The organism is Nocardioides sp., from assembly GCF_036267815.1.
Classification (GTDB): Bacteria; Actinomycetota; Actinomycetes; order Propionibacteriales; family Nocardioidaceae; genus Nocardioides.
The window spans coordinates 1-26114 of record NZ_DATAVI010000035.1; the positions used below are offsets into that span (position 1 = coordinate 1).

Consider the following 26114-nt stretch of genomic DNA (forward strand, 5'->3'; position numbering starts at 1 on the left):
CTCGCGGCGGAATGGGTCACCTCATACGGGCAGGTGCGGTGGGATTCCTACGCGTGGGGCGAGTCATTGAGGGCGGTGAGCCCGACCGGAATCTTCCGTCCGGGCGGCCCGTTGGCGAGCAGGCTGACCGGGAGCACCTGGGGACGCTTCGTTCCCGGAAGAACGACGGTCAGTCGGGTCAGCGTGAATAGCGGGCCGTCGTATGCGTCCGCGGTCCCGATCGAGAAGAAAACGTGGTGGTGTCCTGGCACGAGGGCCTTGTGCGGTCCCGGGTCCACCCGTTCATAGATCCGGTGGCCCACCGTGATGCCCACGGGCTCCGCCGGAGCAGGTTGGTCCGGGAACCCAAGGTGGCCGGCGAGCGCGATCCGTGGATACCCGGTCAGCACGCATGTGCTGGTCCCAGAGTTGGTGATCGAGATGTCGGCGAAGGGTTGGGACATCGTGGACCCGCTCAGCGCAACTGCGAGACGAAGCTGGTCCGCATGGCACCTACGGGCCCGTGCCGGACTCGGCCTTGTCGGCGACGGCTCCGGGCGGTCGACAGTCCCTCTGGGATGGGGGGCCGCCGTCCCATGCGCGACCTCGGCTTGTGGCGAGGCGATCTCGGGGGACTGCGTCTGCCCGCACGAGGTCAGAGACGCTCCCAGCACCAGGACCAGCAGCCCTGTTGGAACTACGCCTGCGCGCATTTCGGCTCCCGCCGCGAAGTGGTCGCTGATGGGACGCGGGTCGCTGCTCCCTGGTTGTGAACGTCCTCATCTCCGCAGGGATTCACTTCTCTCGAACGCCCGGCGGGCAGCGAAAGGACCCACCTGTCATCGGGGTAGCAGTGAGCGGCTACGGCGGATCTCATGGCCGGCAACCCAAGCCGTCGCGCATGTCTTGAAGCGTCGGGCACATGCCTCGCACAGACATCGTCGTCCTACACCGGGGGATCACCAGCGTTGAACGCGGCGACGCCGCTCAGCGTGCTGATCGGCCGACGGGTGCGTTCAGGCTGGTAGTCACCGGGAGGTGTCTCGCAGGGATTTCGAGATGGGGCGGAGGGCCTCAACCCTGGCGGGGCCAGCGGTCAGGGCCGCTACGAGTATCACGGTGAGGATCGCCATCGCGATGAGGTGTGCTGTGGGCGGCGCAACTGGGTCAGAGCTCGACAGGGTGTGAAACAGAAGGACTCCCGTGACGAGCCCGAGGACAAGGCCGGTGAGGGCAGGGATGAGCTGGGCCAGTCCGAGAGCGGCGGCGCTCTCCGCGGGTGAGGCGCCCAGAGCGCGTGCCACAGCCAGGGTGTGGCGTGCATCGGCGGCATTGGCTCTGGTGACGAAGAGCAGGTTGACCGCCGCCATGACCGCGAGCAGCAGCGTCAGGGTGGTGGTCACGGTGTGGAGCTGGGCCGCTTGGGGATCTGCCGGGCCGCCGGCGTGGGTGCGGTCGGCGTTCAGGCTGGCTTGGGCGTAGAGGACGACGACGGCGCCACAGACGGCGACCGCGACCGACAGAGTGGTGAGCACGGCACGGCGGGGTCGCCGGCCGGCGAGCCGCAGGCCGAGCAGGGCAGGGGTAGGCATCGTGGCGGATACGGCGACCAGGAGTCGGTTGCGACGGGGTGGGCGCCCGCCGTCGGTGAGTGCCTGAAGGGTGCTCGTGCGGGCTGCTCGCCACGCTGGTACGGCGCAGGCCAGGACCACAACGGCGAGTACACACGCTGTGACGGTGAAGGCTTGGGCCATGCTGAGAGTGGTGGCCCCGACGTGGCCGAGGAGTCCCGCACTCAGGGTCACCAGTCGGGGGGCGAGGAGACGGCCGGCCGCGATACCGAGCGCCGCGCCGAGCAGTCCGATGGAGAGGTAGGAGACAAGCAGGAGTCTGGTCACGAATCCCGGGGTGGCGCCGGCGGCTTTGAGCATGCCGACCCGTCGTACCTCGTCGGTCATGCGGCCACCGACCAGAACGATGAGGGTGGCCAGCGCGAGCATGATCAGCAGGGTGCTTCCGAACACGACCGCCACTCGCTCGTTGGCCAGCTGCTCGGCCTGGCGGCCGGCAATGTCCTGCCAGGGTGTCAGCTGGGGGCGACCCTGGGGCGGACCGTTGCTGGTGCTGGCCGACGCAAACGCACGCGCCGCGTCGGGGTGGTGAAGCTTCAGGTACTCGAACCAGACCACCGGTTCGCTGGGGCTGGCCAACGCGACCGCCCGATGCCGGGTCGTCCACACCAGACCGGGCTGGGCGGAGAACCAGTCGGGCCGGTCGAGAATGCAGCCGACGGTGCAGAGCTGGGGGTACGGCGGAAGGGCGGCCGAGACAGCGATCCCGACGACGCGAACCTGGCGCCGCCCCAGCGCCACCATCTCTCCCACGGTGACCCCCATCGCCTGGGCGAAGGCCCTTTCGACTACGACACCGCGGCCACCGACCCATCGACCGTCGATGACCTCAGGTCGGTCCACGGACGACGCCGCCAGGTCGCGGCCCTGGACCTGGGCGACGCCGTTCACTCCGTGGGCCCCGATCGGCGCCCACGTGGTCGGAAATGCCCGGCTAGAGGCCGCCACGCCGGGGCGGGCCGCCTCCGCCTTGAGGCTGCTCAGGTCGCCCGCGGTCAGAGTCTTGCCGGGTGCGGGGAAGAGGAGCGCAACCACGTCTGGGCCGGCCGTGCGGTTCCGGGTCAGGGCGTACGGGGCGCCGGTCTGACCGTGCAGGACCAGTCCGATGGTCAAGGTGGTCGCGGCGACCGACAACGCGAGCAGAAGCAGCAGAGTCTCCGCGGACCGTCGACGCAGGTCGGCCCCGACCAGGCGGGCCCCGAGACGGATCCGGCTCACGTCAATGCCTCACCTGAGAGAAGGTCGGCAGCGTTGACGGTGCTGGGGGCGAGGATGTGGTCCTCGACGATTGCGCCGTCGCGCAACGACACGATCCGTTCGGCGGTGGCCGCGGTGCGCTGGTCGTGAGTAACCACGACCAGGGTCTGCCCGTTCGCGCGCAGAGTGTCGAAGAGTCGAAGGACCTCGGTGGTCGCGACACTGTCCAGGTTCCCGGTCGGTTCGTCTGCGAGCAGCACCGTGGGCCGGTTGACCACCGCCCGGGCGATCGCGACGCGCTGCTTCTGGCCCCCTGACAGCTGCGCCGGCCTGTGGTGTCCCCGGTCGGCCAGCCCCATCTCCTCCAGCAAGGCGGATGCGCGCCGACGCGCCCGGCCGGTCGAGGTGCCGGCCAGCAACGCCGGGAGCTCGACGTTCTCCAAGGCCGTCAGCTCGTCCATCAGGTGGAAGTCTTGGAAGACGAAGCCGACATGTTCGCGGCGCAGCCGAGCCCGGGCTCGCTCAGACGTCCGATCGATCCGACGTCCACCGACCCAGACTTCGCCAGCCGTCGGAAGATCCAACCCACCCATGAGCTGGAGCAGCGTGGACTTGCCGCAGCCACTCGGGCCGGTCACCATCACCGCTTCACCTTCAGAGACCTCGAAGTCGAGGCTGTCCACAGCCCTGACCAGTGCCTCTCCCTTCCCGAAGTGCTTGCAGACCCCGATCATCCGGACCACCGGGCTCATGGGGCACCACCCCAGACGCGCTCGCAAGCATCCAGCCAGGTGAGGTCGGCTTCGATCCGCAGGACAACACCCTCGAGCAACAAGGAAGCATCCGACCCGTCCGGCTCGTCCATCGCCGCACGCTGGGCGTCGCGAAGCCGCCGCACCAGCTCGCGACGCTGCGCACTGACCAACTCGACCGGATCAGCCAACCGTCCCGCGGCTGCCACCACCAGCTTGAGATGGAAGTCCGTCAGATCCGGACGCGGCCAGGTCACATCGGTGAGCCACTCCTCGACCCGCTCCCGACCTGCAGCCGTGAGCTCGTAGGTTCGGCGCTCCGGCCGCTCGGCGACTGCCTCCCGCGTCGACGTCACCAGTCCCGACTGTTCCAACCGGCCCAGCGTCACGTACATCTGCCCCGCATTGAACCCCGCCGCCAACGGACCCAGCGCACGTTCGGTTCTGGCTCGGAGCTCGTACCCGTGCGAAGGCTCCTTCGCTAGCAACGCCAGCACAACTTCCCGCTGCACCACACCGCCCCTAACCGTTATCTCACAAGGAGGATAACGGTTAGACTCTAAGATGCAAGCACGGCCAGCAACCGGAGGGCGGGACCCGACGGACATGAACAGGACGGCAGTCCGCGATCGACATGTGACTGCGCCGGCGCGCTGCGATGTGACGCACTGCTGGCTGCGAGTTTGACCAACGGGTCATGCTGGCGCCATGACCACCACCCTGATCTCGGGAGCCACACGAGGGCTCGGACTTGAAGCGGCCAGGCGGCTCGTAGCAGCCGGGCACGACGTCTATGTCGGCGCACGCGACTTGGATCGCGGTCGTGCCATCGCCTCGGAGATCGGAGCGACCGCGGTGGAGCTAGACGTCACCGACGATCGGTCTGTGCGTGCTGCAGCAGCCGCCCTTCGTGGCTCGTCGCCTCACCTGGATGTGCTGGTGAACAACGCCGGCATCGCTGGTGACCAGGATTCCCCAGGCAAGGCAACCATCCCCGACCTCGAGCGGGTGTTGGCGACCAACGTCGTGGGCGCGGCCCGGCTCATCGCCGCCTGTACCCCGCTGCTGGAAGGCAGTGCCGCACCCATCGTCGTCAATGTGAGCAGCGCTGTCGGGTCGCTGACCCTCAACGCTGCGCCGGACGCGCCTTGGTCGGCGCTCGGCTATCCGATGTCGAAGGCCGCGCTAAATATGCTCACCATCCAGTACGCCCGGGCATTCCCGAGGTGGCGGGTGAACTCTGTGACGCCCGGACTGACGAACACCGACTTCATCCCCCGCGACGTGGGCGCCTCGGTGGGGGAGGCCGTCGAGATCATCGTCCGAATGGCGTCGACCCAGGGCGAGGGACCCAGTGGCACCTTCCAAGACATCAACGGTCTCCTTCCCTGGTGACTTCACAGCGCCGACATGCGGCGTACTGACTCATCCTGAGCGGCGATCAGTGGACGCGATCTGCCGCCGTGCCGGACAGTGAAATGTGGGCGTTCAGGCGGGTGCGATGCCCATCTCCTTGGAGATTCGTGCGAGTTCTGCTTCGTCGGAGATGCCTTGGAGGTCGTAGCGCGGCGTGTAGGGCGCTTCGAGGGACTCGATCTCCTCGGTCGTGAGTTTGAGATCGATGGAGGCGACTGCGTCATCGATCTGGGAGGGCTTGGTTGCGCCGACCAGTGGTGCGCTGACGACCGGGTTCGCGCGGAGCCAAGCCAGCGCGACCTGGGCTTTGCTCACTCCATGCCTGGAAGCGACCACGCCAACCGCTTCGATGATGGCGTGGTCGGACGCTTCCTGGGTGTAGAGCATGTCGGCGTAGGCAGCGTCGTTGCTGGAGGATCGGTCGGTGACTGCGTCGTTGGCGCGGGCAAGGCGCCCGCGGGCCAACGGGCTCCAGGGGATCGTGCCGACGCCTTGGTCGGCGCAGAGGGGGAGCATCTCGCGCTCCTCCTCCCTGGCCAAGAGGTTGTAGTGGTCCTGCATGGACACGAACCTCGCCCAGCCATGGAAGCGCTGCAGGTGCAGCGCCTTGCTGAACTCCCAGGCGTGCATGGAGGAGGCCCCCAGGTAACGGACCTTGCCGGCCTTGACGAGGTCGTGCAGCGCTTCGAGGGTCTCCTCCAGCGGAGTTGCTGTGTCCATGCGATGGATCTGGTACAGGTCGATGTAGTCGGTGCCGAGCCGGCTCAGGCTGTGCTCGACCTCGGTCATGATCGCCTTGCGAGACAGGCCTTTGCCGTTGGGTCCGGGACGCATCGGGTGGCGCAGCTTGGTGGCGATGACGATGTCGTCGCGGTCGGCGAAGTCATGCAGCGCCCGTCCGAGGATCTCCTCGCTGGAGCCCTGGGAGTACATGTTGGCGGTGTCGAAGAAGTTGATGCCGGCCTCCAGGGCTTGCTTGATGAGCGTCCGGCTGTCGGCTTCGCTCAACGACCACGCCGGGTGTCCGCGGTCTGGCTCGCCGTAGCTCATCGCTCCGATGGCGATCGGTGAGACGTCGAGTCCGGTGGTCCCGAGCTTGATGTAGCGCATGGTGCTCCCATATCGTTAGTGGAGAGGTCTCCGTTTAACCGTAGTGGAGACCTCTCCACTTATCAAGGGAGTCATCGGTGGTGCGTTCGGACGCTCGGGAGAACCGGGCACGCATCCTCGAGGCCGCGCGAGACGCCTTCGCCGAGGACGGAAGGACGTCGATGAACCAGGTCGCGCTGCGAGCAGGCGTCGGTGCGGGGACGCTGTACCGGAACTTCCCCACGCGTGAGGATCTGGTCCTGGCGGTGTACCGGCACGAGGTCGACCGATTGGTCGATTCCGTCCCACGACTACTGGCCGATCTGCCGCCCGTGGACGCGCTGCGCGCCTGGACGCTGGACCTGGTCGAGGCAATGCGCCGCAAGCACGGCCTTGGCGATGCTCTGACCCCCGCTGCCCACCAGACGATCACGGAGCACACCTACGGCCCGGTCATCGGGGCGATCACCGACCTGCTCGACTCCGGCAAGGCTGAGGACAGCATCCGCGGAGACGCTGACCCCGGTGACTTCCTCCAGCTGACCGGTGCGCTTTGGCGGGCAGCATCCACACCGGTAGACCGGGCGCCGCGCATGCTCGACCTGATCCTCGACGGGCTCGCGGCCCCGTCGCGCCCCCAAACCTGAACGCGCGGACATTGGCCCACCGGCGTCACCGACTCAGCACGAGAGCGCGGTGGCAAATGCGCCCCGCAGCCAGCGGAAGGACGCACCATTCAGCGGCATGAGCTTGCGATTCATGCACTCGAGCCAGCCCGTGACCAGGATGAGAGTCTGACCGCTTCCGTCTCGGTCGGGCCGGGGTCCGGCTTTCCCATCAAGGACCAGGCCTATGACGAAGCGGAATGCCACATCGCTAAGGTCCAGTGGGTGAAAAGGCGGTGGATAGTCACCATCCACGGGGTGTGCAACGCACCAGAGCGGGGCCTCGAAGGCCCCGGGTGCGCGCCGATGTCTTCCACGATCCCGCCGACGGGGTTGACGCTGATGGAGCGGACGTGTCCGCCGTCCTCCCATCGGGCGTGGGCAAACATGTCGTTGAAGGACCGCTGCGTGAGCAGGACCAGCGCTCGTCCCTTGGCTGCCTTGACGTAGCGCGGGTGAAGAATGGTCGGGTTGTAGAGATGTGCGTCTCGGGTCGCGGCCTCGTATTCCACCTCGGGCTTCACTGACCCGGGTCTCCTGCAGGGCTCAGGCGCGCTCTTCGGCGATGGAGTTGCCGCCGTCGACGACCACGAGCTGGCCGGTGGTGTACGCGGCCCCGGGCAGGCACAGCGTTGCGATCGCGGTGGCGACCTCATCGGGTGTGCCTGTTCGCCCTAGCGGCGTGGCTCGGGCCTGGTCGGCTTCATCGGTGGTTTGGCTGTCAGTGGCGATCCAGCCGGGTGCGACGGCGTTGCAGGTGACGCCGTCTCCGGCGTGGTCGAGGGCCACGGATCGCATCAGGCCTACCATGCCTGCCTTCGCGGCGGCGTACCCAGCTTCCCCGCGCATCGCCATCACCGGCCCGGTGACCGAGGCCACCATGACCACCCGTCCCCAACCGGCAGACAGCATGTGGGGCAGGGCGGCTCGGGTGACCAGATATGCCGTGTCCAGGTTGCGCGCGAGAGTCTGACGCCATGCGTCCGGCGGAAGCTGCAAGATGGTTCCGGACTCGTCATCGACGATGCCGTCGCCCAGGACCGGACTTGCCTGGCTGGTCATCCCGGCGTTGTTCACCAGGATCCCGATCGGTCCCAGGGCTGCATGCGCGTGGTCGACGGTCGACGAAACGGCCGACGGGTCGGTGAGATCGGCGACGAGACCGATCGTCTCGACCCCTAGCCGGGCGAGCTCCGCGGCTCGCTCGTGCACCCTGTCGCTGGTAGCGGTGAGGGCGACGGATGCTCCCAGCGCACCGAGCATGCGTGCAGTCGCGAAACCGATACCAGTTGCGGAGCCCGCGCCGGTCACGAGGGCGGTCCGACCGGTGAGCAAGAGCAGCGAGGGAACGCTCGGGGCGGGGTCAGTCACTGGCGCAGGTTAGTGCTGCTGGTTGTGGGGGCGTGGGACGTGTATGGCCGTCTTGTTCCCCTACGTCGAACATCCACTGGGTCTCTTGACTCGTATCGAAACGCTCCGTATCGTTTTGTTATGCAGTTGAGGACGCAGGACCAAGCCACGCGAGGAGAACCTATGGAGACGACACGGATCACGACGACTCAGCTCGGACAGACCGGGCTCGAGATCACTCGTGTGGGCTTCGGCGCGTGGGCGATCGGAGGTGGGGGATGGGAGTTCGGCTGGGGTCCGCAGGAGGACCAGGAGTCGATCGACACGATCCACCGCGCTCTCGAGCTCGGGGTGAACTGGATCGACACAGCTGCTGCCTATGGGCTCGGGCATTCCGAAGAGGTGGTGGGGCGGGCGCTGGCCGGCGTCGACGAGCGCCCGTATGTGTTCACCAAGGCCTCGCTCGTGCCCGGTCCCGGTGGCCGCGTGTTGCACAGTCTGAAACGCGACTCGATCCTGCGTGAGGCCGAGGCAAGTCTGGGCCGGCTCGGCGTGGACGCCATCGACCTGTACCAGATCCACTGGCCCGACCCCGAGGTCGACATCGAAGAAGGCTGGGCGGCCCTGGCCGAGCTGAAGGAGCAGGGGCTCGTGCGTCACATCGGGGTCTCCAACTTCGACACCGCCCAGCTCACGCGGATCCAGCAGATCGCACCGGTGGAGACGCTGCAGCCGCCGTACTCGCTGATCGACCGCCACATCGAGGACGAGATCCTGCCGTACGTCGCAGCCGAGGACATCGGTGTCATCGTCTACTCGCCGATGGCGTCAGGGCTCCTGACCGGTGCGATGACGCGGGAGCGGATCGCCGGTCTCCCGGACGACGACTGGCGCAAGCACGACCGGCGGTTCAGGGAACCGCAGCTGTCGCGACACCTGGCACTGGTGGAGCGGCTCCGCACGGTCGCCGCTCGACACGACGCAACGCCGGGCGCAGTCGCCGCGGCCTGGACACTGCGCAACCCCGCCGTGCACGGTGCGATCCTCGGCTTCCGCCGACCGGACCAGGTCGAATCGGTCCTCACCGCGGCAAGCCTGGTGCTCAGCGACACCGATGTGACCGACATCGAAGCCACGATCCGAACCGAGCTCAGCGCATGACCGCCATCGGCACCGTCGGCGTGGTTGGTCTGGGCGCGATGGGCGGCCGGATCGCCGGCCGACTCCTCGACCAGGGTTATCGCGTTGTCGGAACCAATCGAACGCGGTCCAGGGCCCGCGCCGTGATCGGCCGCGGGCTGGTCTGGTGCGACACCCCGCGCACCACGGCCGAGCACTCGGACGTCGTGATCAGCATGGTGACCGACGACGCAGCACTCGCAGCGGTGACCGATGGTCCGGACGGCATCCTGGCCGGCCTCGCGCCGGGTTCGGTGTACGTGGACATGAGCACCGTCAGCCCGAGCGCCAGTCGCGCCCTGGCCTTGCGTGTCGGGGCCATCGGCGCCGGGATGCTGTCCGCACCGGTCTCCGGCAGCGTCCCTGCGGTGGAGTCCGGGACGCTGGCGATCATGGTCGGCGGCACGGCTGACGCGTTCGAACGCGTGGAGCCGCTTCTGCGCGAGCTAGGCAGCACGGTGACCTTCGTCGGTGACGTCGGGCACGCGTTGCTGCTGAAGCTCGGCATCAACGTCAGCCTCGCGGTACAGATGCTGGCCTTCAGCGAAGGTGTCCAGCTCGCCGAACGCGGCGGGGTCGACCGGCAGCTGGCCCTCGATGTCCTGACCCACAGTGCGATCGGCTCCCCGATGCTCCGGGCGCGCGCGGCGCTGGTTCTCGACCTGCCCGAGGAGGCCTGGTTCGACGTGGCCATGATGCAGAAGGACCTCGGGCTCGCCCTCGAGAGCGGGCGCGAGGAGGGCTTGGTCATGCCGTCGACCACGGCCGCCGACACGATGCTGACGATGGCTCGATCGGTCGGCTACGAACACCGCGACATCGCGGCCCTGTTCCGCCTCCTCTCGGACCTCGCGCCCAGCGGAGACCTGGTGGCGACGTCGTGACCGGCGCCGCGGCGAAGAACCCGCCCCGGGGACGACCTCGGAGTGAGACGGCCAAACGAGCCATCCTGGCAAGTGCGATGGAGCTCCTGCTCGACCAGGGACTGAGCTCGATGAGCATGGACGATGTCGCGCGCCGTGCCGGGGTCGGCAAGGCCACCATCTACCGATGGTGGCCCTCCAAAGAGCGGCTCGCCCTCGACGCCCTGGCAGCCGAGTGGGCGTCGTCTGCCTCGGCGCAGGGTCGTGACACCGGCACGCTGCGGGGCGACCTTCTCGCCCTCCTGCGCCCATGGGTCCGGCAGCTCAAGCGCCGGCCCTACGCACGTGTCGTGGCTGGCCTGGTGGCGGCCGCCCAGACCGACGCCGAGTTCGCCGAGCTGTACCGGCAGCACTTCATCGGGCCACGGCGGAGCGCCAGCCGCGACCTCCTACTTCGGGCTCGCGAGCGCGGGCAGATCGCCGCCGACACCGATCTCGAGGTCGCCCTCGACCTGCTCTACGGACCCGTCTACCACCGGCTCCTGCACGGCCACGCCCCCCTCACCCAGCGATTCGCGGAGCAGGTCATCGACGCCGTCATCACCACGATCTCCTCCGACCGACCAAACGCCTGAGGACCGCCCTCGATCGCCCGCAAGCGCATCCAAACCCCAGAAAGAGGAATCCCGATGAACCACCACCACAACCACCACGACCTGAGCCTGGAAGACGCCAGCCGCCTCGCGGTCACCGCCACGGCTGCCGACCTGGAGCACTGGGCATGCAGCGTCGCCGCCCATGGGCAGGTCGCCCTCGACGACCTCCTCGCAGTCCTCGACCTGCTGCGCGACGCCAGCACGCCCCAGCACACCGCGAACCTCATTCCGCTGTCAGCCAGCTAGACCTCAGCCACCAGACCCCGAAGGAGACCCCATGTACCCGCGTCAGATCGGCGACACCAAGGTCAGCGCCATCGGACTCGGCGCCATGCCGATGTCCATCCAGGGACGGCCCAACGAGTCCCGCTCCATCGCCACCGTCCACGCCGCCCTCGACGCCGGCATCACCCTGATCGACACCGCCGACGCGTACCACATCGGCAGCTACGACGTCGGGCACAACGAGACCCTGGTCGCCCGGGCCCTCACCTCCTACGGCGCCGACGCCTCCGACGTCCTGGTCGCCACCAAGGGCGGCCACGTACGTCCAGCAGACGGCTCATGGGCACTCGACGGCACGCCCGAGCACCTGCGAGCGGCCTGCGAGGCGTCCCTTCGGCGTCTGGGAGTCGACGCCATCGGCCTCTACCAGTTCCACCGTCCCGACCCGAGCGTGCCCTACGAGGACTCCATCGGGGTCCTGGCCGACCTCCTCGACGCAGGCAAGATCCGGATGGCCGGCATCTCCAACGCCGATCCCGAACAGATCCGCACAGCGCAAGCGATCCTCGGGGGGCGACTGGCATCGGTCCAGAACCAGTACTCCCCGGCCTTCCGGTCAAGCGAGCCCGAGCTCCGGCTCTGCGAGGAGCTCGGAATCGCCTTCCTTCCCTGGAGCCCCCTCGGCGGCATCAGGAGCGCCGCCGACCTCGGCACCCGGTTCCGACCCTTCGCGGAGATCGCGGGCGAGCTCGGCGTCACGCCGCAACAGGTCGCCCTGGCATGGCTGCTAGCCAGCTCCCCGGTCGTGATCCCGATTCCCGGCTCGAGTCGGCCGGCGACCATCCGGGCCTCCGCTGAGGCGGTCAACCTCGCCCTGACCACAGACCAGCTGAGCCTGCTCAACCAGACCGCGCTACCAGGTCCGGGGGCTACCGATGAATGACGTCTCCGCCGACGCTACGCGTGAGCTGCACGGGGAGTACGTCGAACGGGTGAGCCTCGCCGTCGCCGAGGGCCGCGAGGACCTGGTCAACGCTCCGGTCGCCGGGTCCGCGGCAACACCATCGCGGCAGTCACCGGACACGAGTCCCCGCCCTGGTGCCGAATCCGTGGGCCAGAGGACGAGAAGCGATCGGGTTCAGGGCCCCCTTCCCGTTCTGCTGATCCTCCTCACGATCGTGACCGGGCTCGTGGACGCGTTCAGCTACCTGAGCCTGGGGCGCGTGTTCGTGGCCAACATGACGGGCAACGTCGTCTTCGTCGGGTTCGGGCTTGCCGGCGCGGGCGGAATTTCGGTGGCGGCAAGCCTATTGGCCGTCCTCGCATTCACACTCGGGGCCGCAGCCGGCGGCCGGTGGTCCCTGCGGCACCCTCCGCACCGAGGTCATCTGTTGAGGGTCGCGGCGACGACGCAGACCGTGCTGGTCGTGACCGCCGCCGTCGTGGCCGGCGGCGCCGGCATCAGCGGCCAGACGACGCGCTTTGTCCTGATCGGCCTGCTCGCAGGAGCCATGGGCGGCCAGAACGCCGTCGCGCGCCGGCTGGGAGTGCCGGACCTGACCACGACCGTGCTGACGCTGACCGTGACCGGACTCGTCGCAGACGCCACGTCCGTCAAAGTGCGCTTCAGACGACTGCTGCCCGTGCTCGCGATGCTCGGCGGCGCCCTGGTCGGCGGCGCTCTCCTGCGTTGGCTAGGCCCGTCCGCGCCGCTCTGGATTGCTGCCGCGCTGCTGGCCTCCGTCGCGGTCGGCGCCCACGTCGCCATCCGTCGTCCGACCTCGGAAGCGTGGGGATAGGACAGACTCCTCTCGACCTAGGAAGCGAAGGGACATCTCGACTCGTCGTGTGACCTGGAACGGCAATACCCTCCGCGTCCCCTCCGCAATGGCGCACCTTCGTCGGCGCCACAGGCCGTGGAGCGAATCGCCGTTGTCTCTGCTCGATGGCAGCAAAGCAGCCGGGTCAACACACCGCCACGAACCCCTTCGCGCCGGCAACGGCGCAGGACTTCCTCGACCCACTGACTGACCTTCTGGACGGTGGCGGCGCCGATGGCGTCCAGCACCTCTCGTAGGATCGGCGACCTGATCCGCTTGATCAGCATGCGCGAGAGCGGGCGACCCGGCTCGGTCAGGCTGCCCCGGCCATGCGTTTGCGCGTACGTTGGATCATGCGGATCTTCTTCACAGGTGGCAGCGGCAAGGCCGGCAGGCACGTCGCGCCGTACCTCGCCCAGCACGGCCACCACGTCACCAACGCCGACCTCGTCCCGCTGGCGCATCCGGCCGTGGCTGATCTGCGGGTGGACCTGACCGACGCGGGTGAGACCTACTCCGCGGTCGCCGGGCTGGCGACGTTCGAGGAGCTGGAACTGCCCGAGAAGCCCACCTACGACGCCGTCGTGCACTTCGCCGCGGTTCCGGCGATCCTGCTCAGGTCGGACGCGGCGACGTATGCGACGAACGTCCTCAGCACCTACAACGTGCTCGAGGCTGCGACCCGGCTGGGGGTGCGCAAGATCGTGTTCGCCTCCTCGGAGACGACCTACGGGATCTGCTTCGCCCAGGGCGAGCGGCGCCCGCTCTACGTGCCGGTCGACGAGGACCACCCGACGGTCCCCGAGGACGCCTACGCGATGTCGAAGGTCGCCGGCGAGGTGACGGCACGCTCCTTCCAGGCCCGTACCGGGGCAGACGTCTACGGCCTACGGATCAACAACGTCATCGAGCCGCACGAGTACGCCGAAATGTTCCCGCCCTTCCTCGCCGACCCGTCGCTGCGGCGCCGCAACCTCTTCGCCTACATCGACGTCCGCGACCTGGGCCAGATGGTGCAGCGCTGTCTGGAGACAGACGGGCTGGGATATGAGGTCTTCAACGTCGCCAACGCCGACATGTCGGTAGCCGCGACGACGAAGGAGATCCAGAACCGCTTCTACGACGGGGTGGAGGTGCGCCGGGAGATGGCCCGCGACGAGACCTTCTACGCCATCGACAAGGCCCGCGACCTCCTCGGCTTCGAGCCACAGCACTCCTGGCGCGACGTGCTGCCACACCCAGGAGCGCGGCCCTCCTGACAATGGTGCTCCCGCATGCTCACACACGGGCCGCTCGCAGAGTCCGCAGGTCGTAGGTGCGCCCGCGGCGAAGGGTCCGGTGCTCGCGAGGCTCGGCGGTGCGCCTGTCGCGATCACGAGTCGGACGCCCTCTGTGGTGACGGCTCAGTCGGGACCCTCGTGTGACCCGGTTGATTGGCGGCGACATGACCACCTCATCGGTCGGTTGGTCGAGCAGGTCTTGACGAAATCCGGAAAGTGCAGCGGCGATGGCGTCGTCCGCGTTCATCGCGTGGTCCATCCGGTTCGCGGCCGCTACTAGGTCGGGGTCCCCCCTGTCTTGCACCCCTTCGACGGAGTACCCGAGAGCTGTCACGAGAGTCCGAAGTCCTGCGCGCTCGCCGTACTCGCCCCGTACGTGGCGCCGGCGCTGCCCAAATGTCCGCACGCGTCGGCGGTTCGATCAATGCCTGTGTGGGACTGGCAGGGTCGCTTGTCCCGCCGCAGCCACCGAGCGCCAGCGCGGCCGTCCCCAGACCATCCTCATTGCCTTTCGCGTCGGATGAACATAAGGCGGGGTTGTGTCCCTTGTCGGGCAGTTGCATCAACAGCGATCCTGACAAGCGGTGCCGGCGCGACGGTGTCATCGGTTCCCCTCCTGCCAGGTCAGCAGCAGAGGAGCGCCGTTCTCGCCGCGCCGACAGGCGGCGGATAAGCCTGCGTCCGCCTGTCACCGGGTACTGCACCCGAGCCCTCAGCCGTAGAAGGCCCGCCAGGCCAGCGCGGCCATCTTCCGATGTCCGGTCACCGAGAGATGGTCGAGGCCCGCGGCGAGGTCGCCCTTCTGGAGCTTCATCTCTTGCATAGCTCCATGGTCGGTGCGGCAGGTCGGGTACTTCGCGCACACCGCGGTGATGATGCCGAAGTAGTGGTCGACCAGGCTCTGGAGGTAGGCCTCGTGTTGCGGTTCGGGCTTGCGCGTCTGTAGGTCGATCGGGTCGCAGAGACCTGTGCCGGTGATGTGATCGGGGTCGATCCGCTTGACGGTGCGGTCGTAGTCCTTGACGCTGGCCCACTGGGAGACGAAGAAGATCTTCGCGCCTGGCAGGTCCTGTGTGATCGAGTTCATGACGGCGGTTAGCTTGCGTCGGTAGGGGCCGTAGTTCTGCGGGTCGGTGCCGTCGCACTTGATGTCGTTGTCGATCGACTGGATGATCACCAGCTGAGGGGTCGGCGTGACCGCCGCGGCCTCCGTCTCCTGGTAGGGAAGGCTGTCCACGCCGGAGCCGTCGACGGCGAAGTTCGCGACGTGGCCCTTGGCTTCAGGGTTGAGCGCCACGATCCGCTGGTAGATGCTGTCGACCTTCGGGTTCGTCCCGGTCGCCCAGGAGTTGTCCAGGACATCGCTCTGCGGCTGCTGCGGGTCGGAGTCGTAGCCGGTGAGACCGGAGTGACCGAGTGCCACGATCGACGAGGGGTACCTCGCGTCAGGCGCGGTCGGGGCCTTCGCGGCGTCGCTGGAGCCCGACCCCGACGAACAGGAAGAGGCGCAGACTGTCAGGACAACGACGAGCAGCGCCTGGCGGACTAGTGACATTGAAGTCATTGGGGTGCCTTCCACTGGCGGAAGCGTCCGGATGCCCGTCGTAGGTCCGTGCCGAGAGACTTCCAATTGAGTATGGGAGCCACGTCGGGGCTGTCACGCGCGTGACCGGCTTCTGGCGGCATCCCTGGTGCCGGTCGCCGGGGGCTGGACGATCGTGCACGGCCAGGTGTCGGGGCGGCGACTGTCTTGGGTGCTAGCGCTGCGCCGAGGAGCGCGATGGGAACACCCCACAGGGAGATGGCTAGCGACGAAGGCTCTCCGGTCACGATGACGATTGGGAACATGGCTGCGAACGGGTAGAGCCCGACGGTCAGTGGCACGAAGCGGCCGAGGGCGTCGAGGGTGTGGGTGCGGAAGACCGCGATGCCAAACAGGCTCATGCCGATCGCGGTGGCGAGTGCACCTACGGGCAGCAGGGCGTTCTCGTCGTTTCCGTTGATTGCGGAGACGATCTCGGCGACAACAAAGGCGGCGCGGCCGAGGGTAGTTAGTGCAAGCCCGGCGACCCCGAGCCGACGGCTCGAGTGGAGGTTGGCACGCCAGAGTCCGGCGATTCCGATGGCGATGAGGGTGTCCGACGCGAGCCAGATCGCCTCATGGGTGCCGTCATTGACGAGTCCGGCGGCGAGCCAGAGTGTTCCGCCCGCTATCCAGACGAGTGCGATGGCCTTCATGTGCGCTCCTTGCGGGTGTCGTTGTGCGGGGACCTGAGTCGAGACTGGTCTGGCATGTTCCCGGGGTGTGAGGGCAACGCGGCCGGCCGAGCGGGAGGCTTTCCCGGTTGACCCGGGATGGATCCCGGCCATTGAGGGACCGCGGGACGGCACACTTGTCGTCACGATGTCCGGACCAGTGCTGCTCAACCTGGCGTCGGGACTCGCGTGGACGGTCCCGGGGCTCTATCTCGCGCGCCACAGACCCAAGGTGTTGTTCGGCTGGCTGGCGTTGCTGGCAGGGGCCGGCCACTGGGTCGCCGCTGTGCTCGACTCCGCTGCGGGGGGCACGATGTTCGGCGGAATCGCCGCCGCGGCCGAGGTTGTGGAGCAACCGGTTCTGATGGCGATGTATGCGTTCTATCCGGACGGTCTGCTCCCGCGGAACTGGCTTCGGTGGCTCAGCATGCTGTCCATTGCGTTGGCCGTCGTTGGCATTCCGGTCGCTGCGGTCGACGTCACCTTGGTGCCCGTCTTCTTCGGTCCCTCAGCCGTGCTGGCCATCGGTGTGCTGTGGATGCGCTGGAGGAACGCCCGAGGAGACGACCGAAGGGTGTTGAGCTGGTTGCTCGTCGTCGGTGTCTCGGTCACGGTGGTGACGATCCCGGCGGTTGTCCTGCTACCGACGCCGGTCGGTGCGGCCGTCGGGCTCGGACTGACGTTGGTCGAGTTGGCAGTCGTGACCGCGGCGACGTTGCGTCACCAGGTCTATGGGCTCGACCTGGTTCTGCGCCGCACCCTCCTCTATGGGCTGCTGACAAGTTTGGTCGTCGGGGTGTTTGTCGCTGCCGTCGGGGTCGCGACTCTTTCCGGGGTTGACTCGGACAGTGTTCCTGCGTTCGGCGCCGCAGCGATCTCGGTGATTGCACTCGCTCCGGCACGAGCGTGGCTACAACGTCGTGTCGACCGGTTCGTCTACGGCTCCACTGGTGACCCCTACGCCGCCGTGGCCGGTCTCACCGCGGAGTTTGCGGGTGCGTCGACTCCGCAGGGGGTCATCCAGTCCTACGTCGGGAGAATGCGGGACGCCCTTCACGTCCCCTGGGTCCAGATCGAGTATGGCGAACCGGCGCGCGCCGTCGTCGCGGGTGTCGCCGAGGGCCCGTCGGCCAGGTTCTCGATCGTCCACCGTAACCGTGAGCTCGGTGAGCTCACCGTCGGACTGCGCCGCGGTGAAGATGCGTTGCGGCGCCGGGAACGTCGGTTGATCTCTGACTTGGCGGCTCATGCGGCTCTCGTTCTCGAGCCCATTGCCCTTGCCGACGACCTTCAGGCTTCGCGTGAGCAGGTTGTCGCGGCACGCGAGGAGGAACGCCGGCGGCTTCGTATGGACCTTCATGACGGCCTGGGCCCGCAGTTGACAGGTATCGCGCTCGGACTCGACGTTGCGAGCGAGACGGTCGATCGCCCGGACGTTGCCTTGTCGCTGGAGATGTTGCGGGCAGAGGTCTACGACGCGCTCGGCAGCGTGCGTCGTCTTGTCGCGGGTCTCCGTCCGCCGAGGCTCGACGAGGTCGGCTTGGTCGGTGCGGTCGGTGAAGCCGTCGACAGAGCTGGACGTGGCGGGCTGCGCGTCACCTTCGACCACACCGTCGCAACGGGCGGGCGCTTGCCAGCGGCGGCCGAGGTGGCGCTTCTTCGCATCGCCGAGGAGGCGATCACCAACGTGGTACGCCATGCATCGGCGACCGAGTGCAATGTATGCCTCGCGATCGGCAGCGAGGCAACACTTGCTGTCACCAACGACGGCGTCAGTGCTGTCGGAAGCTCGGAAGGTACCGGGCTGGAGTCCATGCGTCATCGGGTTGAGGAGCTCGGCGGCATCTTTCGGGCCGGCCCATACCCTGACGGCGGCTGGAGGATCGTGGCGTCCATCCCGCTCGATGCCTCAGGAGAGTACGGCCATGAGTGACCCCATTCGCGTGCTGATCGTCGATGACCACGACCTTGTGCGCGCAGGTCTCGTCGGCGTCCTCTCCGGCGAGAAGGGATTTCAGGTGGTTGCGGAAGCTGCAGATGGGAAGCAGGCCCTCGAAGCCGCGCTTCGTCACCGGCCCGACGTGGTGGTGATGGACCTCGAGATGCCACGCATGGGAGGGGTCGCCGCAACGCGCGAGATTCTTCGAGCCCTACCGGAGACCGGGGTAGTCGTGCTGACGATGTATGACGACGACGACTCCGTGCTTGCCGCACTCCGCGCCGGAGCCCGCGGATATCTACTCAAGGGTGCTGGTAGGGGAGAGCTTCGATCCGCGGTGGTGGCCGCCGCCGAGGGGCACTCCGTGTTCGGCGGCGCCGTCGCGGCCAAGGTGGTGGGACGAGCAACCATCGACCCAGCCGGACCGGCGATCCCGGGGCTAACCAAACGCGAGCACGACGTGCTCGCCGCGATGGCCGATGGGCTCAGCCCGGCAGCCATCGGCGTCAGGCTCGATGTCTCGCCGAAGACCGCACGCAACAACATCTCCATGATCCTGACGAAACTGGGTGTGAACGATCGTTCGGAGGCCGTCGCCCTCGCCCGCAGAGCCGGCCTCGGCAGCCGCGGATGACGACCCCAGCGCGCCCCTTCCCCATCCTGCAGCAGCGACTCGACGTCTGAGCGCAAGAGGAGAAGCTGACCCTCATCCCGAAGGGCACCCGGCTTGCGCGGCTACTGGGACGGCTACTTCGCGGGACGCTCGGCCCCGCTCGGTCGGGTGCCGGCCGAGGTCGTGCACGCGGCGTGCTACGACTTCGCCGACGGGGAGGTGGCCCGCCACATCCCGAAGGTCTGGGACACGACGACCCCCGAGGAGGCGCAGGCCGCCCGTCAGCGTGGCTGCGTCGCCGCGCTGCGCCGGATCCTGGGCGACCTCGTCGACTCTCCCGAGCTGACCCGTGCCGCCGAGCTCCTCGCCAAGGCCGCAACCGGCGTGCCGACCGAGGGCCGGTGATGTATGCCGGACTCCGCACGCTCCCGGGTGCCCGACGAGCCGGTGGCCCGGCTCTGGTACGCCGCGAACATGCTTCGCGAGCAGCGCGGCGACGGCCACATCGCCGCCCTGGTCACCGAGCGCATCGGCGGGCCCGAGGCCCACGTGCTCTGCGCCCTCGACCAGGAGATCTACCCGGCGGAGTCGTTCGGCCGCATCCACGACCTCCCGAAGACCCGTTTGGCGGCGGTGATGGACGGGCTGCGCCACCGAGGTCTCCTCGATGCGGGCGGCCGCTTCATCGGGGCCGGGCGGTACGACCAAGGATCGGATCGAGTCGGTCACCGACGCGCTCGCGCAGACGCCGTACGACGCGCTCGAGGCCGGCGAGCTGGACGAGCCGATCGCGCTGCTCGAGCCCGTCTCCGGGCGACTTCAGGCCACCGGGTCCCAGTAGTCGCACCGACCGGGAGAAGATTGGAAGAATCGTCGAGGTCGTTGTCGAAGAGCTCGGGAGCTGTTCGACGTAGGTATGAGACAGCAACCACCAGCAACCCCGTAGGAGTGATCGAGATGCCACGTTTCATGGGATTCGTGAGGATTGAAGAGGGCGTCGGTACGCCGCCGCAGGCACTGTTCGACGCGATGGACACCTACATCGGCGACCAGGCGGCCAAGGGCGTGTTCCTCGACGGTGGCGGTCTCTACGGCACCGAGGACGCCGTGAACTTCGTCGTTCGCGAGGGCGTGGTCAGCCGGGTGGACGGTCCCTACGCCGAGGCCAAGGAGGTCGTCGGCGGGTGGGCGATCATGCAGTACGACACCCTCGAGCTGGCCGTCGCCGACCAGGAGGAGTTCGCCCAGCTGCACGCGAAGTACTGGCCCGAGGTCACCGTGATCTCGACGCTGCGCCAGATCTCCACCGGGCCGGAGACCCCCGGCGACTGAGCCGGGCCTTCGAGCCGACCAGCCACGCGCGGGCCGGACCGAGCAGGTCTGGCCCGCGGGCATGCTCACTTGGCACCTGGGACAGATGGGAATGCGCGGCGCTTGCCGACGCAGCGGCTACGGCCCGGTGTGACCGCTCCCGGACGTCAGGGTGACCAACGGCTCCCAACGCCCCTCGGAGACGAACTCGACGTTGCCATCCACGACCACGATCGCCGTCCGGTCGTCCATCGCGTACGCCGGGTTCGGGATGCCGGCCGCCCACTGCACCGCCTCGGCCATGGAGTTGCCCGGCATGCCGTCGTCCGCGAGGTGCGGGCAGATAGAGAAGTCGACGACGCCCAAGGTGGTGTCGTCGCCCGAGGGCGGTCGCCATTGGATGAAGTCGTCACCGACCACGGGGGTCATCACCATGCTCCCCGCGCTGAGACCCACCCACACCGTCTCGGCGAGCGACGGCAGCAGCTCGGCCAGCCCCGACTCGCGCATCCAGTGGCACAGGTAGAGGACGTCACCACCGGCGACGACCAGGGCATCGACCTCACGGACCAGCGGCACCCACTGATCCTCCTCGAGGCTGGGGAGAGCGGTGAGCTCCAGCACTCCGACGGACTTCCAGCCGAGGTCGACCATCGGGTTCTGGGAGTTCCCGCTGACGAACTGCCAGGCCTTCACGCCGGGGCCGACCCTCGGATGTCCGTACATCGCCGTCGGGATGCACAGCGCCGTCGACTCGGCGATGGGCTTGCCGAGCAGCTCGACGAGGGCGTCCCGGATGCTGGCGTTCGACACGCCGCCGGAGGTGAGAAGGAGCTTCACGGTGTTCTCCTGTCAGGAGGTCCTGAGGGCAGGACGACACGGGTGGCCGGACAGTAGTTCTACGAACGGCACCGCGCCGATCCGACGCGGTCGGACGACGTTCTCGCAGGACGCACGTCCCACACCCGTTGGCCGCGCCCCTAGATTCGACCAGGTGGACATGGCCGCGTGCATCACCGACGACGACTACGAGGCGTGGCGTCGGGTGCGGATCGAGGTGGTGTCCGCAGAGCGCTGCGACAGCGTCGCCTAGATGACGGCGCAAGACTCCCCCGACCGGTTGCTCCTCACCGCCTCCGTCGTCGGCGACGTGGTCGGGTCGGGAATCGCGGACCGCTCGGACTCCGCCGGCGGCCCGTTCGTCGCGGCCCGCGGGGGGGCCGCGACGACGATCGTCCCTGTGGTCGCGGCAGGCATGGCGGGCGCCCTCCTCGCGGTCGGAGGCGTGTTGATGGGAGTCGTGGCCATCTCCGCGCTTCACGGCTACCCGGAGATCATCAGACTCGGCAGCGATGGCGGGTTCGCGATGGTCGGCATCGGTGGAATGCTCGCCGCGGCCGTGAGCGTCGCCTGGTTGAACGTGCTCGGCTTGCAGTGCGGAGTCCTGGGGAAGGCCCTCGGCAGGTCCGGGGTCGTGGTGTCGGTACTGCTCCTGGGAGCCATCGCCTTCATTCCGATCCTGGGGCTGCTGGTCTGGTGGCCGCGGTCTCTGTGGTACTGATCCGCCGCCCCTAAACGCCGAGTCGTCATATGCCGACTCGGCGCGAATTCGGCGCACACTTATGCCGACTCGGCGCGAATTCGGCGCACACTTGCGCCGACTCGGCGCTTAGTCGAGGAGCCACTCGGGGCGTTCGAGGAGGGCGACGAGGACGGCGAGCCAGCGCGCGGCCTGGACGTCGTCGACCCGGCCCGGACGCACCGACAGGGTCACGGTCAGCACCTTGCCCGGCACGACCGCTCCCCCTTCGACCACCGGCTCGTCGCGGACCGCCCCCAACGCCAGAGCGGCGGACTGACCCGCCGGGATGATCGGCGCGGCCTCCTCGACACCGAAGCGTCCAGGGTCGCTGACCGGGATGCCCGTGGCGACGCCGTCGTCGAGGTGCGCCACCGCGAGCTGCGGCACCTGACGATGGGCCGCGGCGACCGCCCGGACGACCAGGTCGGTGACCCCCGAGTCGGACCGGTCGAGCTGCTCCGACAGCGCGACCAGGCGGTCGACTCGGACGCGGGCGCGCAGGTAGTGGTGCTGGAGCGTCGCCGGCTCGGCCGGCACCTGGGCCGGCACCTGCGCCGGCACCTGCGCCGGCACCTGCGCCGTCGCCTGGGTCGGCGCCGCATGGGCGCCGCGCCGGGGCTCCTCGGGAAGATCTGCCAGCAGCGGCTCGACCTCGAGCGGGATCATCTCGGCCACCACCGTCAAGGGCGTGGCCTCCGGCGCCGAGAGGACACCAGATCGGGGCTCCGGCGGCTCGGGCAACGGCGAGGACGGTGCCGAGGCGTCGAACCACGAGGGTGCCGTCTGGCGCTGCCGCCCGGCGACGCCGAGCTCGGCCAGCACCGCTTCGACGTCCTGCACCCGCTCCCAGGGCTCGCCCAGGACGCCGATCGGCGTCCCCGGCGCCACCCGGGTGCCGGGCTCGACGAGGGTCTTGAGCAACAGCCCGGGGCGCCCGGCCTCGACACTGAACAGCTCGTCGTCGGTCTCGACGTACGCGATGGTCTGGGCGGCGTCGAAGCGCGCCTCCTCGTCGACGAGCCACGCGGCCAGCACGCCATCGCCTGCGCCGGTCGCGACCTCAGGCATGCGGAGCACGCGCGGCACGGGCCTCCCCCAAGAGTCTTGGATGCACCCGGCTCGGCGGTGCCGGGCGCTGCGACATCCGAGGCTCAGGCTATGGGACCCGGCGACGCCAGACCACCCCAGGTCCACCCCGGGTCCACCCCGGGTCCACTCCAGGCCCACCCCGGTGACGCCATACGAAGCTAGCGCGGTAGGCCGCGATTCGTACGCCCTCCCGGAAGGCAGCAGGTCAGGGGACCAGGACGACGCGCGCCGCGGGCTCGCCGGCAGCCTGGCGCGCCCAGACCTCCTCGACGTCTGCCATGGAGCGCACCTCGTAGCGCATCGAGACCCGGCCGGCGGCCGCGTGCTCGAGGACCGCGCCGATCGCCTCCCGCCGCTGCTCGGGTGACAGCGCGTTGTTGGTGTAGCCGAGGATCGAGGCGGTGCGGCTCCGGATCACCGAGGAGGAGTACGTCGCGCGGTCGCCGCGGGCCCCGCCGAGGTTCACCAGCCGGCCGCGCTCGGCCAGCGTGCGGGACGCCGCCTCCGAGACGACGCCGAAGACCGGGTCGAGCACGACGTCGAACGGGCCGTGCTCGGCCAGCGCCGCCGCCAGCTGGTCCACGTCGTCGACCAGCGGCACGACGACGTCCGCGCCCGCCGCCGCCGCTCGCTCGACCGAGGAGGTCCGGGCGACGGCCACCACGGCGGACGCTCCGAGCACGCGGGCCGCGCCGATCCCGATCTGGCCCACCGCGCCGCCGCCGCCGAGGACCAGGGCGCGCTCGCCGGGCCGGAGCTGCGCGCGCCACGACAGTGCCATCCACGCGGCGACTCCGGACAGGCCGACGGCCGCGGCCAGCTCGTCGCTCACCCCGGCAGCCAGGGGTACGACGTCGCCGTCGGGTACGGCGGCGAGCTCGGCCAGCGACCCGTCACCCGGCCGCATCCCGGCCGTGGCGAAGAACCACACCCGGGTCCCGGGCTCGAACGCGTGCGACGACTCCACGACGCCGACACCCTGGCCACCGGGGACGTACGGCGTGGCGGGCACCCCGAAGTACGACGTCCCGGAGGCGCACAGCAGGTCCAGCGGCACGAGCGGCGCGGCGGTGACCCGGAGCAGCGTCCGCCCCGCCTGCGACGTCGGCGCCGGGTGCTCGCCGTACGACGGCGGCCGGCCCGGCGTGTGGAGCACCGCGCCCCTCATCGAGCCGCTCATGTCGCGATGTCCGGGTAGGGCAGGTCGAAGTGCCGCAGCCGCTGCCCGAAGGCGATCTGGTACTCCAGCGGCCCGTGGTCGCGCTCGAACATGGCGATGAACAAGGTGAGCGTGAGGAAGGGGTGGGCTCCCAGCGCGAAGAGGGCGACGTGGTCGTGCTCGACCAGGGCACGTCGTTCGTCGTCCTCGAAGGCCAGCCACGTGGACCTCTCGCCGGTGTGGCAGTTGAGGAGGACGTTCGCCATCTCGGCCTCCCACCAGTCGACGGTGCCGGCCGGGTCGGAGCGGTAGCGCTCGACCAGGTCGGGGTCGCGGTCGACGGTGTAGAGGAACTTGTCGAGCAGGTACCTGCTCACGACAGCGCCCCCTCGGGATACCAGGTGAAGTAGGCCTCCATCGTGTGGAACAGGTCCAGGGAGTCGACGTGGTCGGCCTTCACGCCCTCGCCCGCCACGCCCATCATCAGCATGAAGTCCATGAAGCCGTGCGTCGCGTTCCCGGGCGCGTGCAGGCTGTCCAGCGTCACCTCGGACAGGCAGCCCGCGAGGTCGCCGTTCGCGATCCAGTCGACCGCCCTGCGGTCGAACTCGGGGTCGGGTCCGTGCTCGCCGAACTGGCGCGGGCCTCCGAGCTCGAGCGAGAGATGGCCGGTGCCGATGATGGCCACTCGCTTGTCGCTCTCCCACGATTCGACCATCTCGCGAATCGCCTTGCCCAGCTGGACGAACCGCTTCGGCTGGGGCAGCGGCGGCGCGAAGATGTTGGTGTAGATCGGCACGATCGGCAGGTCGGCCTCGGGCCGCAGCGTGATGATCGGGCAGGTGATGCTGTGGTCGATCCGCAGCTCGTTGCTGAAGGCGAGGTCGAAGTCGGCGTCCAGCCCGTTGCGCAGGATGTGCGACGAGAGCTCCTCGTCGCCGCCGAGCCGGAGGCGCGGCAGCCCGAACTCGCGCTCCTCGTTGTACCAGTTGGCGTCGTAGTACGGCGCCTTGCCGACCAGGAACTGCGGCATGTTGTCCAGCCACAGCTGGTGGAAGTGGTCGCTGCCGACCATCACCAGCACATCGGGCTCGGCCCGGGTGAGCGTCTCCCGGAAGGTCTCGATCTTGGCCTGCCACTCGTCGGCGAACGGCGGCCGGTCGGCGCCGGTGCTCGTGCTCGCCCGGTAGTAGAAGGGATGGTGGGTCGAGGCGATGACCGCGGCGACGGTTGCCATCAGGCCTCCCCTGAGCTGTCGGTCGGGTCGGTGTACACGGCGTTGCGGTCGACGGCCAGGTAGGCGTCCATCGCGATCGGACGGCGCGCCTCCTCGGCCAGGTGCCCGAGCAGCCCGGCGGCACGAGCCAGGAGAGCGAAGCCGCGCAGCAGGTCGACGGGCAGGCCGAGGTCGGCCAGCGCCGCGCCGCAGACACCCGCGCCGTTGAGCGGGAGTCGACGACCCAGCACCTCCTCATGGGTGCGTCCGATGGCCTCGAAGAGCCGCAGGTGCGGCCCACGCAGCCCCTCCTCCTCGGCGATGGCGAGCAGCCGCGGCGTCCGCGGGTCGAGGACCTTGTGGACCGGGTGGCCCAGGCCCGGCAGGTACCGTCCGGCCGCGCGCTCCCGGCGTACGGCGGCCAGGGCGAGCGCGTCCCAGCCGGCGTCGTCGCCGGGCAGGGCGTCGTCGCGAAGGGCGTCGTCGCGAGCAAGCACCTCGTGCAGGAAGCGGCCGCAGTCCTCGGTCACCCCGAGGAACCGCGACCCGCCACCCAGCAGGCCGGCGGCGAGCGCCCCCTGGAGCGAGTCGGGCGCCGAGAGGTAGGTGAGGCGGGCCGCGATGGCGGTTGGGGTGAAGCCGTGGTCGGCCAGCGCGACCAGGACCGCCTCGAAGACGCGGGTCTCGGACGGCGTGGGCCGACGCAGGGCGACCAGCCAGAAGGCGAGCTCGCCGAAGCCGACCTCGCCCATCAGGTCCTCGGTGAGGCTGCGACCCAGCAGCCGGATCTCGTCGGCGCTCGACGTCCCCAGGGACGTCGGGAACTCCAGCTCGCTCATCGTGCCTC

General features: G+C 68.9%; 29 protein-coding genes and 1 pseudogene. 15 read left to right on the top strand and 15 right to left on the bottom strand.

Annotated elements, in window-relative coordinates; all coding sequences use genetic code 11:
• Positions 1-47: 47 nt before the first annotated feature.
• From VHW64_RS05325 to VHW64_RS05340, 4 genes are all read right to left on the bottom strand, one after another.
• On the bottom strand, positions 48-692 hold the full coding sequence (locus tag VHW64_RS05325) for a DUF4232 domain-containing protein (RefSeq protein ID WP_329649475.1): 645 nt from the start codon (positions 690-692) through the stop codon (positions 48-50).
• A gap of 315 nt (positions 693-1007) precedes the next feature.
• Positions 1008-2828, bottom strand: coding sequence for an ABC transporter permease (locus VHW64_RS05330; protein ID WP_329649476.1), 1821 nt, complete (start codon positions 2826-2828; stop codon positions 1008-1010).
• A complete protein-coding gene (locus VHW64_RS05335) occupies positions 2825-3559 on the bottom strand; it encodes an ABC transporter ATP-binding protein (RefSeq protein WP_329649477.1) in 735 nt (244 codons plus the stop codon). Before VHW64_RS05335 ends, VHW64_RS05330 begins: the two co-directional genes overlap by 4 nt.
• Complete coding sequence (locus VHW64_RS05340; protein WP_329649478.1) at positions 3556-4167, bottom strand: PadR family transcriptional regulator; 612 nt, start codon at positions 4165-4167, stop codon at positions 3556-3558. The genes VHW64_RS05335 and VHW64_RS05340 overlap by 4 nt, the downstream gene beginning before the upstream one ends.
• 100 nt (positions 4168-4267) lie before the next feature.
• Between VHW64_RS05340 and VHW64_RS05345 the strand changes: the two genes are divergently transcribed.
• Complete coding sequence (locus VHW64_RS05345) at positions 4268-4954, top strand: SDR family NAD(P)-dependent oxidoreductase (protein ID WP_329649479.1); 687 nt, start codon at positions 4268-4270, stop codon at positions 4952-4954.
• Positions 4955-5047: 93 nt separating this feature from the next.
• Here the strand turns inward: VHW64_RS05345 and VHW64_RS05350 are convergent, their stop codons facing one another.
• On the bottom strand, positions 5048-6085 hold the full coding sequence (locus VHW64_RS05350) for an aldo/keto reductase (RefSeq protein ID WP_329649480.1): 1038 nt from the start codon (positions 6083-6085) through the stop codon (positions 5048-5050).
• A gap of 80 nt (positions 6086-6165) precedes the next feature.
• Between VHW64_RS05350 and VHW64_RS05355 the strand changes: the two genes are divergently transcribed.
• Positions 6166-6711, top strand: coding sequence for a helix-turn-helix domain-containing protein (locus tag VHW64_RS05355; RefSeq protein WP_329649725.1), 546 nt, complete (start codon positions 6166-6168; stop codon positions 6709-6711).
• 203 nt (positions 6712-6914) lie between these two features.
• Here the strand turns inward: VHW64_RS05355 and VHW64_RS05360 are convergent, their stop codons facing one another.
• Entirely contained in the window at positions 6915-7253 is a 339-nt protein-coding gene (locus VHW64_RS05360) for a DUF6928 family protein (protein ID WP_329649481.1), read from the bottom strand.
• A 22-nt stretch (positions 7254-7275) separates the two neighbouring features.
• A complete protein-coding gene (locus VHW64_RS05365) occupies positions 7276-8040 on the bottom strand; it encodes an SDR family NAD(P)-dependent oxidoreductase (protein WP_329649482.1) in 765 nt (254 codons plus the stop codon).
• Between the two features lie 222 nt (positions 8041-8262).
• Between VHW64_RS05365 and VHW64_RS05370 the strand changes: the two genes are divergently transcribed.
• The 7 genes from VHW64_RS05370 to VHW64_RS05400 all read left to right on the top strand — a co-directional run bounded on the left by VHW64_RS05370 (position 8263) and on the right by VHW64_RS05400 (position 14081).
• Positions 8263-9240 carry an aldo/keto reductase gene (locus VHW64_RS05370; RefSeq protein WP_329649483.1) on the top strand — a complete coding sequence of 326 codons (978 nt, stop codon included), beginning with the start codon at positions 8263-8265 and terminating at the stop codon, positions 9238-9240.
• Positions 9237-10142, top strand: coding sequence for an NAD(P)-dependent oxidoreductase (locus VHW64_RS05375; RefSeq protein ID WP_329649484.1), 906 nt, complete (start codon positions 9237-9239; stop codon positions 10140-10142). Before VHW64_RS05370 ends, VHW64_RS05375 begins: the two co-directional genes overlap by 4 nt.
• A complete protein-coding gene (locus VHW64_RS05380) occupies positions 10139-10756 on the top strand; it encodes a TetR/AcrR family transcriptional regulator (protein WP_329649485.1) in 618 nt (205 codons plus the stop codon). The genes VHW64_RS05375 and VHW64_RS05380 overlap by 4 nt, the downstream gene beginning before the upstream one ends.
• 54 nt (positions 10757-10810) lie before the next feature.
• On the top strand, positions 10811-11023 hold the full coding sequence (locus tag VHW64_RS05385; RefSeq protein WP_329649486.1) for a hypothetical protein: 213 nt from the start codon (positions 10811-10813) through the stop codon (positions 11021-11023).
• A gap of 31 nt (positions 11024-11054) precedes the next feature.
• Complete coding sequence (locus VHW64_RS05390) at positions 11055-11945, top strand: aldo/keto reductase (RefSeq protein ID WP_329649487.1); 891 nt, start codon at positions 11055-11057, stop codon at positions 11943-11945.
• A 49-nt stretch (positions 11946-11994) separates the two neighbouring features.
• Positions 11995-12801, top strand: coding sequence for a YoaK family protein (locus VHW64_RS05395; RefSeq protein WP_329649488.1), 807 nt, complete (start codon positions 11995-11997; stop codon positions 12799-12801).
• A gap of 374 nt (positions 12802-13175) precedes the next feature.
• Positions 13176-14081: an NAD(P)-dependent oxidoreductase gene (locus VHW64_RS05400; RefSeq protein WP_329649489.1), complete on the top strand. Its 906-nt coding sequence runs from the start codon at positions 13176-13178 to the stop codon at positions 14079-14081.
• Positions 14082-14814: 733 nt separating this feature from the next.
• Here VHW64_RS05400 and VHW64_RS05405 read toward each other — a convergent pair.
• Both VHW64_RS05405 and VHW64_RS05410 read right to left on the bottom strand, forming a co-directional pair.
• Positions 14815-15525 (bottom strand): SGNH/GDSL hydrolase family protein, encoded by a 711-nt coding sequence (locus VHW64_RS05405; RefSeq protein ID WP_329649490.1) that lies wholly within the window; start codon positions 15523-15525, stop codon positions 14815-14817.
• Between the two features lie 137 nt (positions 15526-15662).
• Complete coding sequence (locus VHW64_RS05410) at positions 15663-16340, bottom strand: hypothetical protein (RefSeq protein WP_329649491.1); 678 nt, start codon at positions 16338-16340, stop codon at positions 15663-15665.
• A 67-nt stretch (positions 16341-16407) separates the two neighbouring features.
• On the opposite strand from VHW64_RS05410, the gene VHW64_RS05415 reads away from it, so the two are divergent.
• The 5 genes and pseudogenes from VHW64_RS05415 (at position 16408) to VHW64_RS05435 (ending at position 20242) form a co-directional block, all read left to right on the top strand.
• On the top strand, positions 16408-18291 hold the full coding sequence (locus tag VHW64_RS05415; RefSeq protein WP_329649492.1) for a sensor histidine kinase: 1884 nt from the start codon (positions 16408-16410) through the stop codon (positions 18289-18291).
• Entirely contained in the window at positions 18284-18931 is a 648-nt protein-coding gene (locus tag VHW64_RS05420; RefSeq protein ID WP_329649493.1) for a response regulator transcription factor, read from the top strand. Before VHW64_RS05415 ends, VHW64_RS05420 begins: the two co-directional genes overlap by 8 nt.
• Positions 18932-19024: 93 nt before the next feature.
• Positions 19025-19549 (top strand): annotated as a pseudogene (locus VHW64_RS20280) (SCO6745 family protein); the annotation flags it as partial.
• Between the two features lie 28 nt (positions 19550-19577).
• Entirely contained in the window at positions 19578-19751 is a 174-nt protein-coding gene (locus tag VHW64_RS05430) for a hypothetical protein (protein WP_329649495.1), read from the top strand.
• Between the two features lie 128 nt (positions 19752-19879).
• Positions 19880-20242, top strand: a complete 363-nt coding sequence (locus tag VHW64_RS05435; protein ID WP_329649496.1) for a YciI family protein — start codon at positions 19880-19882, stop codon at positions 20240-20242.
• Positions 20243-20359: 117 nt separating this feature from the next.
• Here the strand turns inward: VHW64_RS05435 and VHW64_RS05440 are convergent, their stop codons facing one another.
• Positions 20360-21061, bottom strand: a complete 702-nt coding sequence (locus VHW64_RS05440) for a Type 1 glutamine amidotransferase-like domain-containing protein (protein ID WP_329649497.1) — start codon at positions 21059-21061, stop codon at positions 20360-20362.
• A 253-nt stretch (positions 21062-21314) separates the two neighbouring features.
• Here VHW64_RS05440 and VHW64_RS05445 point away from each other — a divergent pair, with 253 nt between their 5' ends.
• Complete coding sequence (locus VHW64_RS05445; RefSeq protein WP_329649498.1) at positions 21315-21782, top strand: hypothetical protein; 468 nt, start codon at positions 21315-21317, stop codon at positions 21780-21782.
• A gap of 108 nt (positions 21783-21890) precedes the next feature.
• Here VHW64_RS05445 and VHW64_RS05450 read toward each other — a convergent pair whose 3' ends face one another.
• From VHW64_RS05450 to VHW64_RS05470, 5 genes are all read right to left on the bottom strand, one after another.
• Positions 21891-22871 carry a 2-oxo acid dehydrogenase subunit E2 gene (locus tag VHW64_RS05450; RefSeq protein ID WP_329649499.1) on the bottom strand — a complete coding sequence of 327 codons (981 nt, stop codon included), beginning with the start codon at positions 22869-22871 and terminating at the stop codon, positions 21891-21893.
• A 226-nt stretch (positions 22872-23097) separates the two neighbouring features.
• Complete coding sequence (locus VHW64_RS05455) at positions 23098-24060, bottom strand: zinc-binding alcohol dehydrogenase family protein (RefSeq protein ID WP_329649500.1); 963 nt, start codon at positions 24058-24060, stop codon at positions 23098-23100.
• Positions 24061-24068: 8 nt separating this feature from the next.
• On the bottom strand, positions 24069-24428 hold the full coding sequence (locus VHW64_RS05460) for a hypothetical protein (RefSeq protein ID WP_329649501.1): 360 nt from the start codon (positions 24426-24428) through the stop codon (positions 24069-24071).
• Positions 24425-25288 (bottom strand): hypothetical protein, encoded by an 864-nt coding sequence (locus VHW64_RS05465; RefSeq protein WP_329649502.1) that lies wholly within the window; start codon positions 25286-25288, stop codon positions 24425-24427. The genes VHW64_RS05460 and VHW64_RS05465 overlap by 4 nt, the downstream gene beginning before the upstream one ends.
• Positions 25288-26106 (bottom strand): citryl-CoA lyase, encoded by an 819-nt coding sequence (locus tag VHW64_RS05470; protein ID WP_329649503.1) that lies wholly within the window; start codon positions 26104-26106, stop codon positions 25288-25290. The genes VHW64_RS05465 and VHW64_RS05470 overlap by 1 nt, the downstream gene beginning before the upstream one ends.
• Between the last annotated feature and the right edge of the window lie 8 nt (positions 26107-26114).

Coding starts and splice junctions, on each gene's coding strand:
- VHW64_RS05325 (WP_329649475.1), bottom strand. CDS start 692: ATGCGCGCAGGCGTAGTTCCAACAGGGCTGCTGGTCCTGGTGCTGGGA.
- VHW64_RS05335 (WP_329649477.1), bottom strand. CDS start 3,559: ATGAGCCCGGTGGTCCGGATGATCGGGGTCTGCAAGCACTTCGGGAAG.
- VHW64_RS05340 (WP_329649478.1), bottom strand. CDS start 4,167: ATGTCCGTCGGGTCCCGCCCTCCGGTTGCTGGCCGTGCTTGCATCTTA.
- VHW64_RS05345 (WP_329649479.1), top strand. CDS start 4,268: ATGACCACCACCCTGATCTCGGGAGCCACACGAGGGCTCGGACTTGAA.
- VHW64_RS05350 (WP_329649480.1), bottom strand. CDS start 6,085: ATGCGCTACATCAAGCTCGGGACCACCGGACTCGACGTCTCACCGATC.
- VHW64_RS05370 (WP_329649483.1), top strand. CDS start 8,263: ATGGAGACGACACGGATCACGACGACTCAGCTCGGACAGACCGGGCTC.
- VHW64_RS05375 (WP_329649484.1), top strand. CDS start 9,237: ATGACCGCCATCGGCACCGTCGGCGTGGTTGGTCTGGGCGCGATGGGC.
- VHW64_RS05385 (WP_329649486.1), top strand. CDS start 10,811: ATGAACCACCACCACAACCACCACGACCTGAGCCTGGAAGACGCCAGC.
- VHW64_RS05390 (WP_329649487.1), top strand. CDS start 11,055: ATGTACCCGCGTCAGATCGGCGACACCAAGGTCAGCGCCATCGGACTC.
- VHW64_RS05400 (WP_329649489.1), top strand. CDS start 13,176: ATGCGGATCTTCTTCACAGGTGGCAGCGGCAAGGCCGGCAGGCACGTC.
- VHW64_RS05410 (WP_329649491.1), bottom strand. CDS start 16,340: ATGAAGGCCATCGCACTCGTCTGGATAGCGGGCGGAACACTCTGGCTC.
- VHW64_RS05420 (WP_329649493.1), top strand. CDS start 18,284: ATGAGTGACCCCATTCGCGTGCTGATCGTCGATGACCACGACCTTGTG.
- VHW64_RS05430 (WP_329649495.1), top strand. CDS start 19,578: ATGCGGGCGGCCGCTTCATCGGGGCCGGGCGGTACGACCAAGGATCGG.
- VHW64_RS05435 (WP_329649496.1), top strand. CDS start 19,880: ATGGGATTCGTGAGGATTGAAGAGGGCGTCGGTACGCCGCCGCAGGCA.
- VHW64_RS05445 (WP_329649498.1), top strand. CDS start 21,315: ATGACGGCGCAAGACTCCCCCGACCGGTTGCTCCTCACCGCCTCCGTC.
- VHW64_RS05450 (WP_329649499.1), bottom strand. CDS start 22,871: ATGCCTGAGGTCGCGACCGGCGCAGGCGATGGCGTGCTGGCCGCGTGG.
- VHW64_RS05455 (WP_329649500.1), bottom strand. CDS start 24,060: ATGAGGGGCGCGGTGCTCCACACGCCGGGCCGGCCGCCGTCGTACGGC.
- VHW64_RS05465 (WP_329649502.1), bottom strand. CDS start 25,288: ATGGCAACCGTCGCCGCGGTCATCGCCTCGACCCACCATCCCTTCTAC.
- VHW64_RS05470 (WP_329649503.1), bottom strand. CDS start 26,106: ATGAGCGAGCTGGAGTTCCCGACGTCCCTGGGGACGTCGAGCGCCGAC.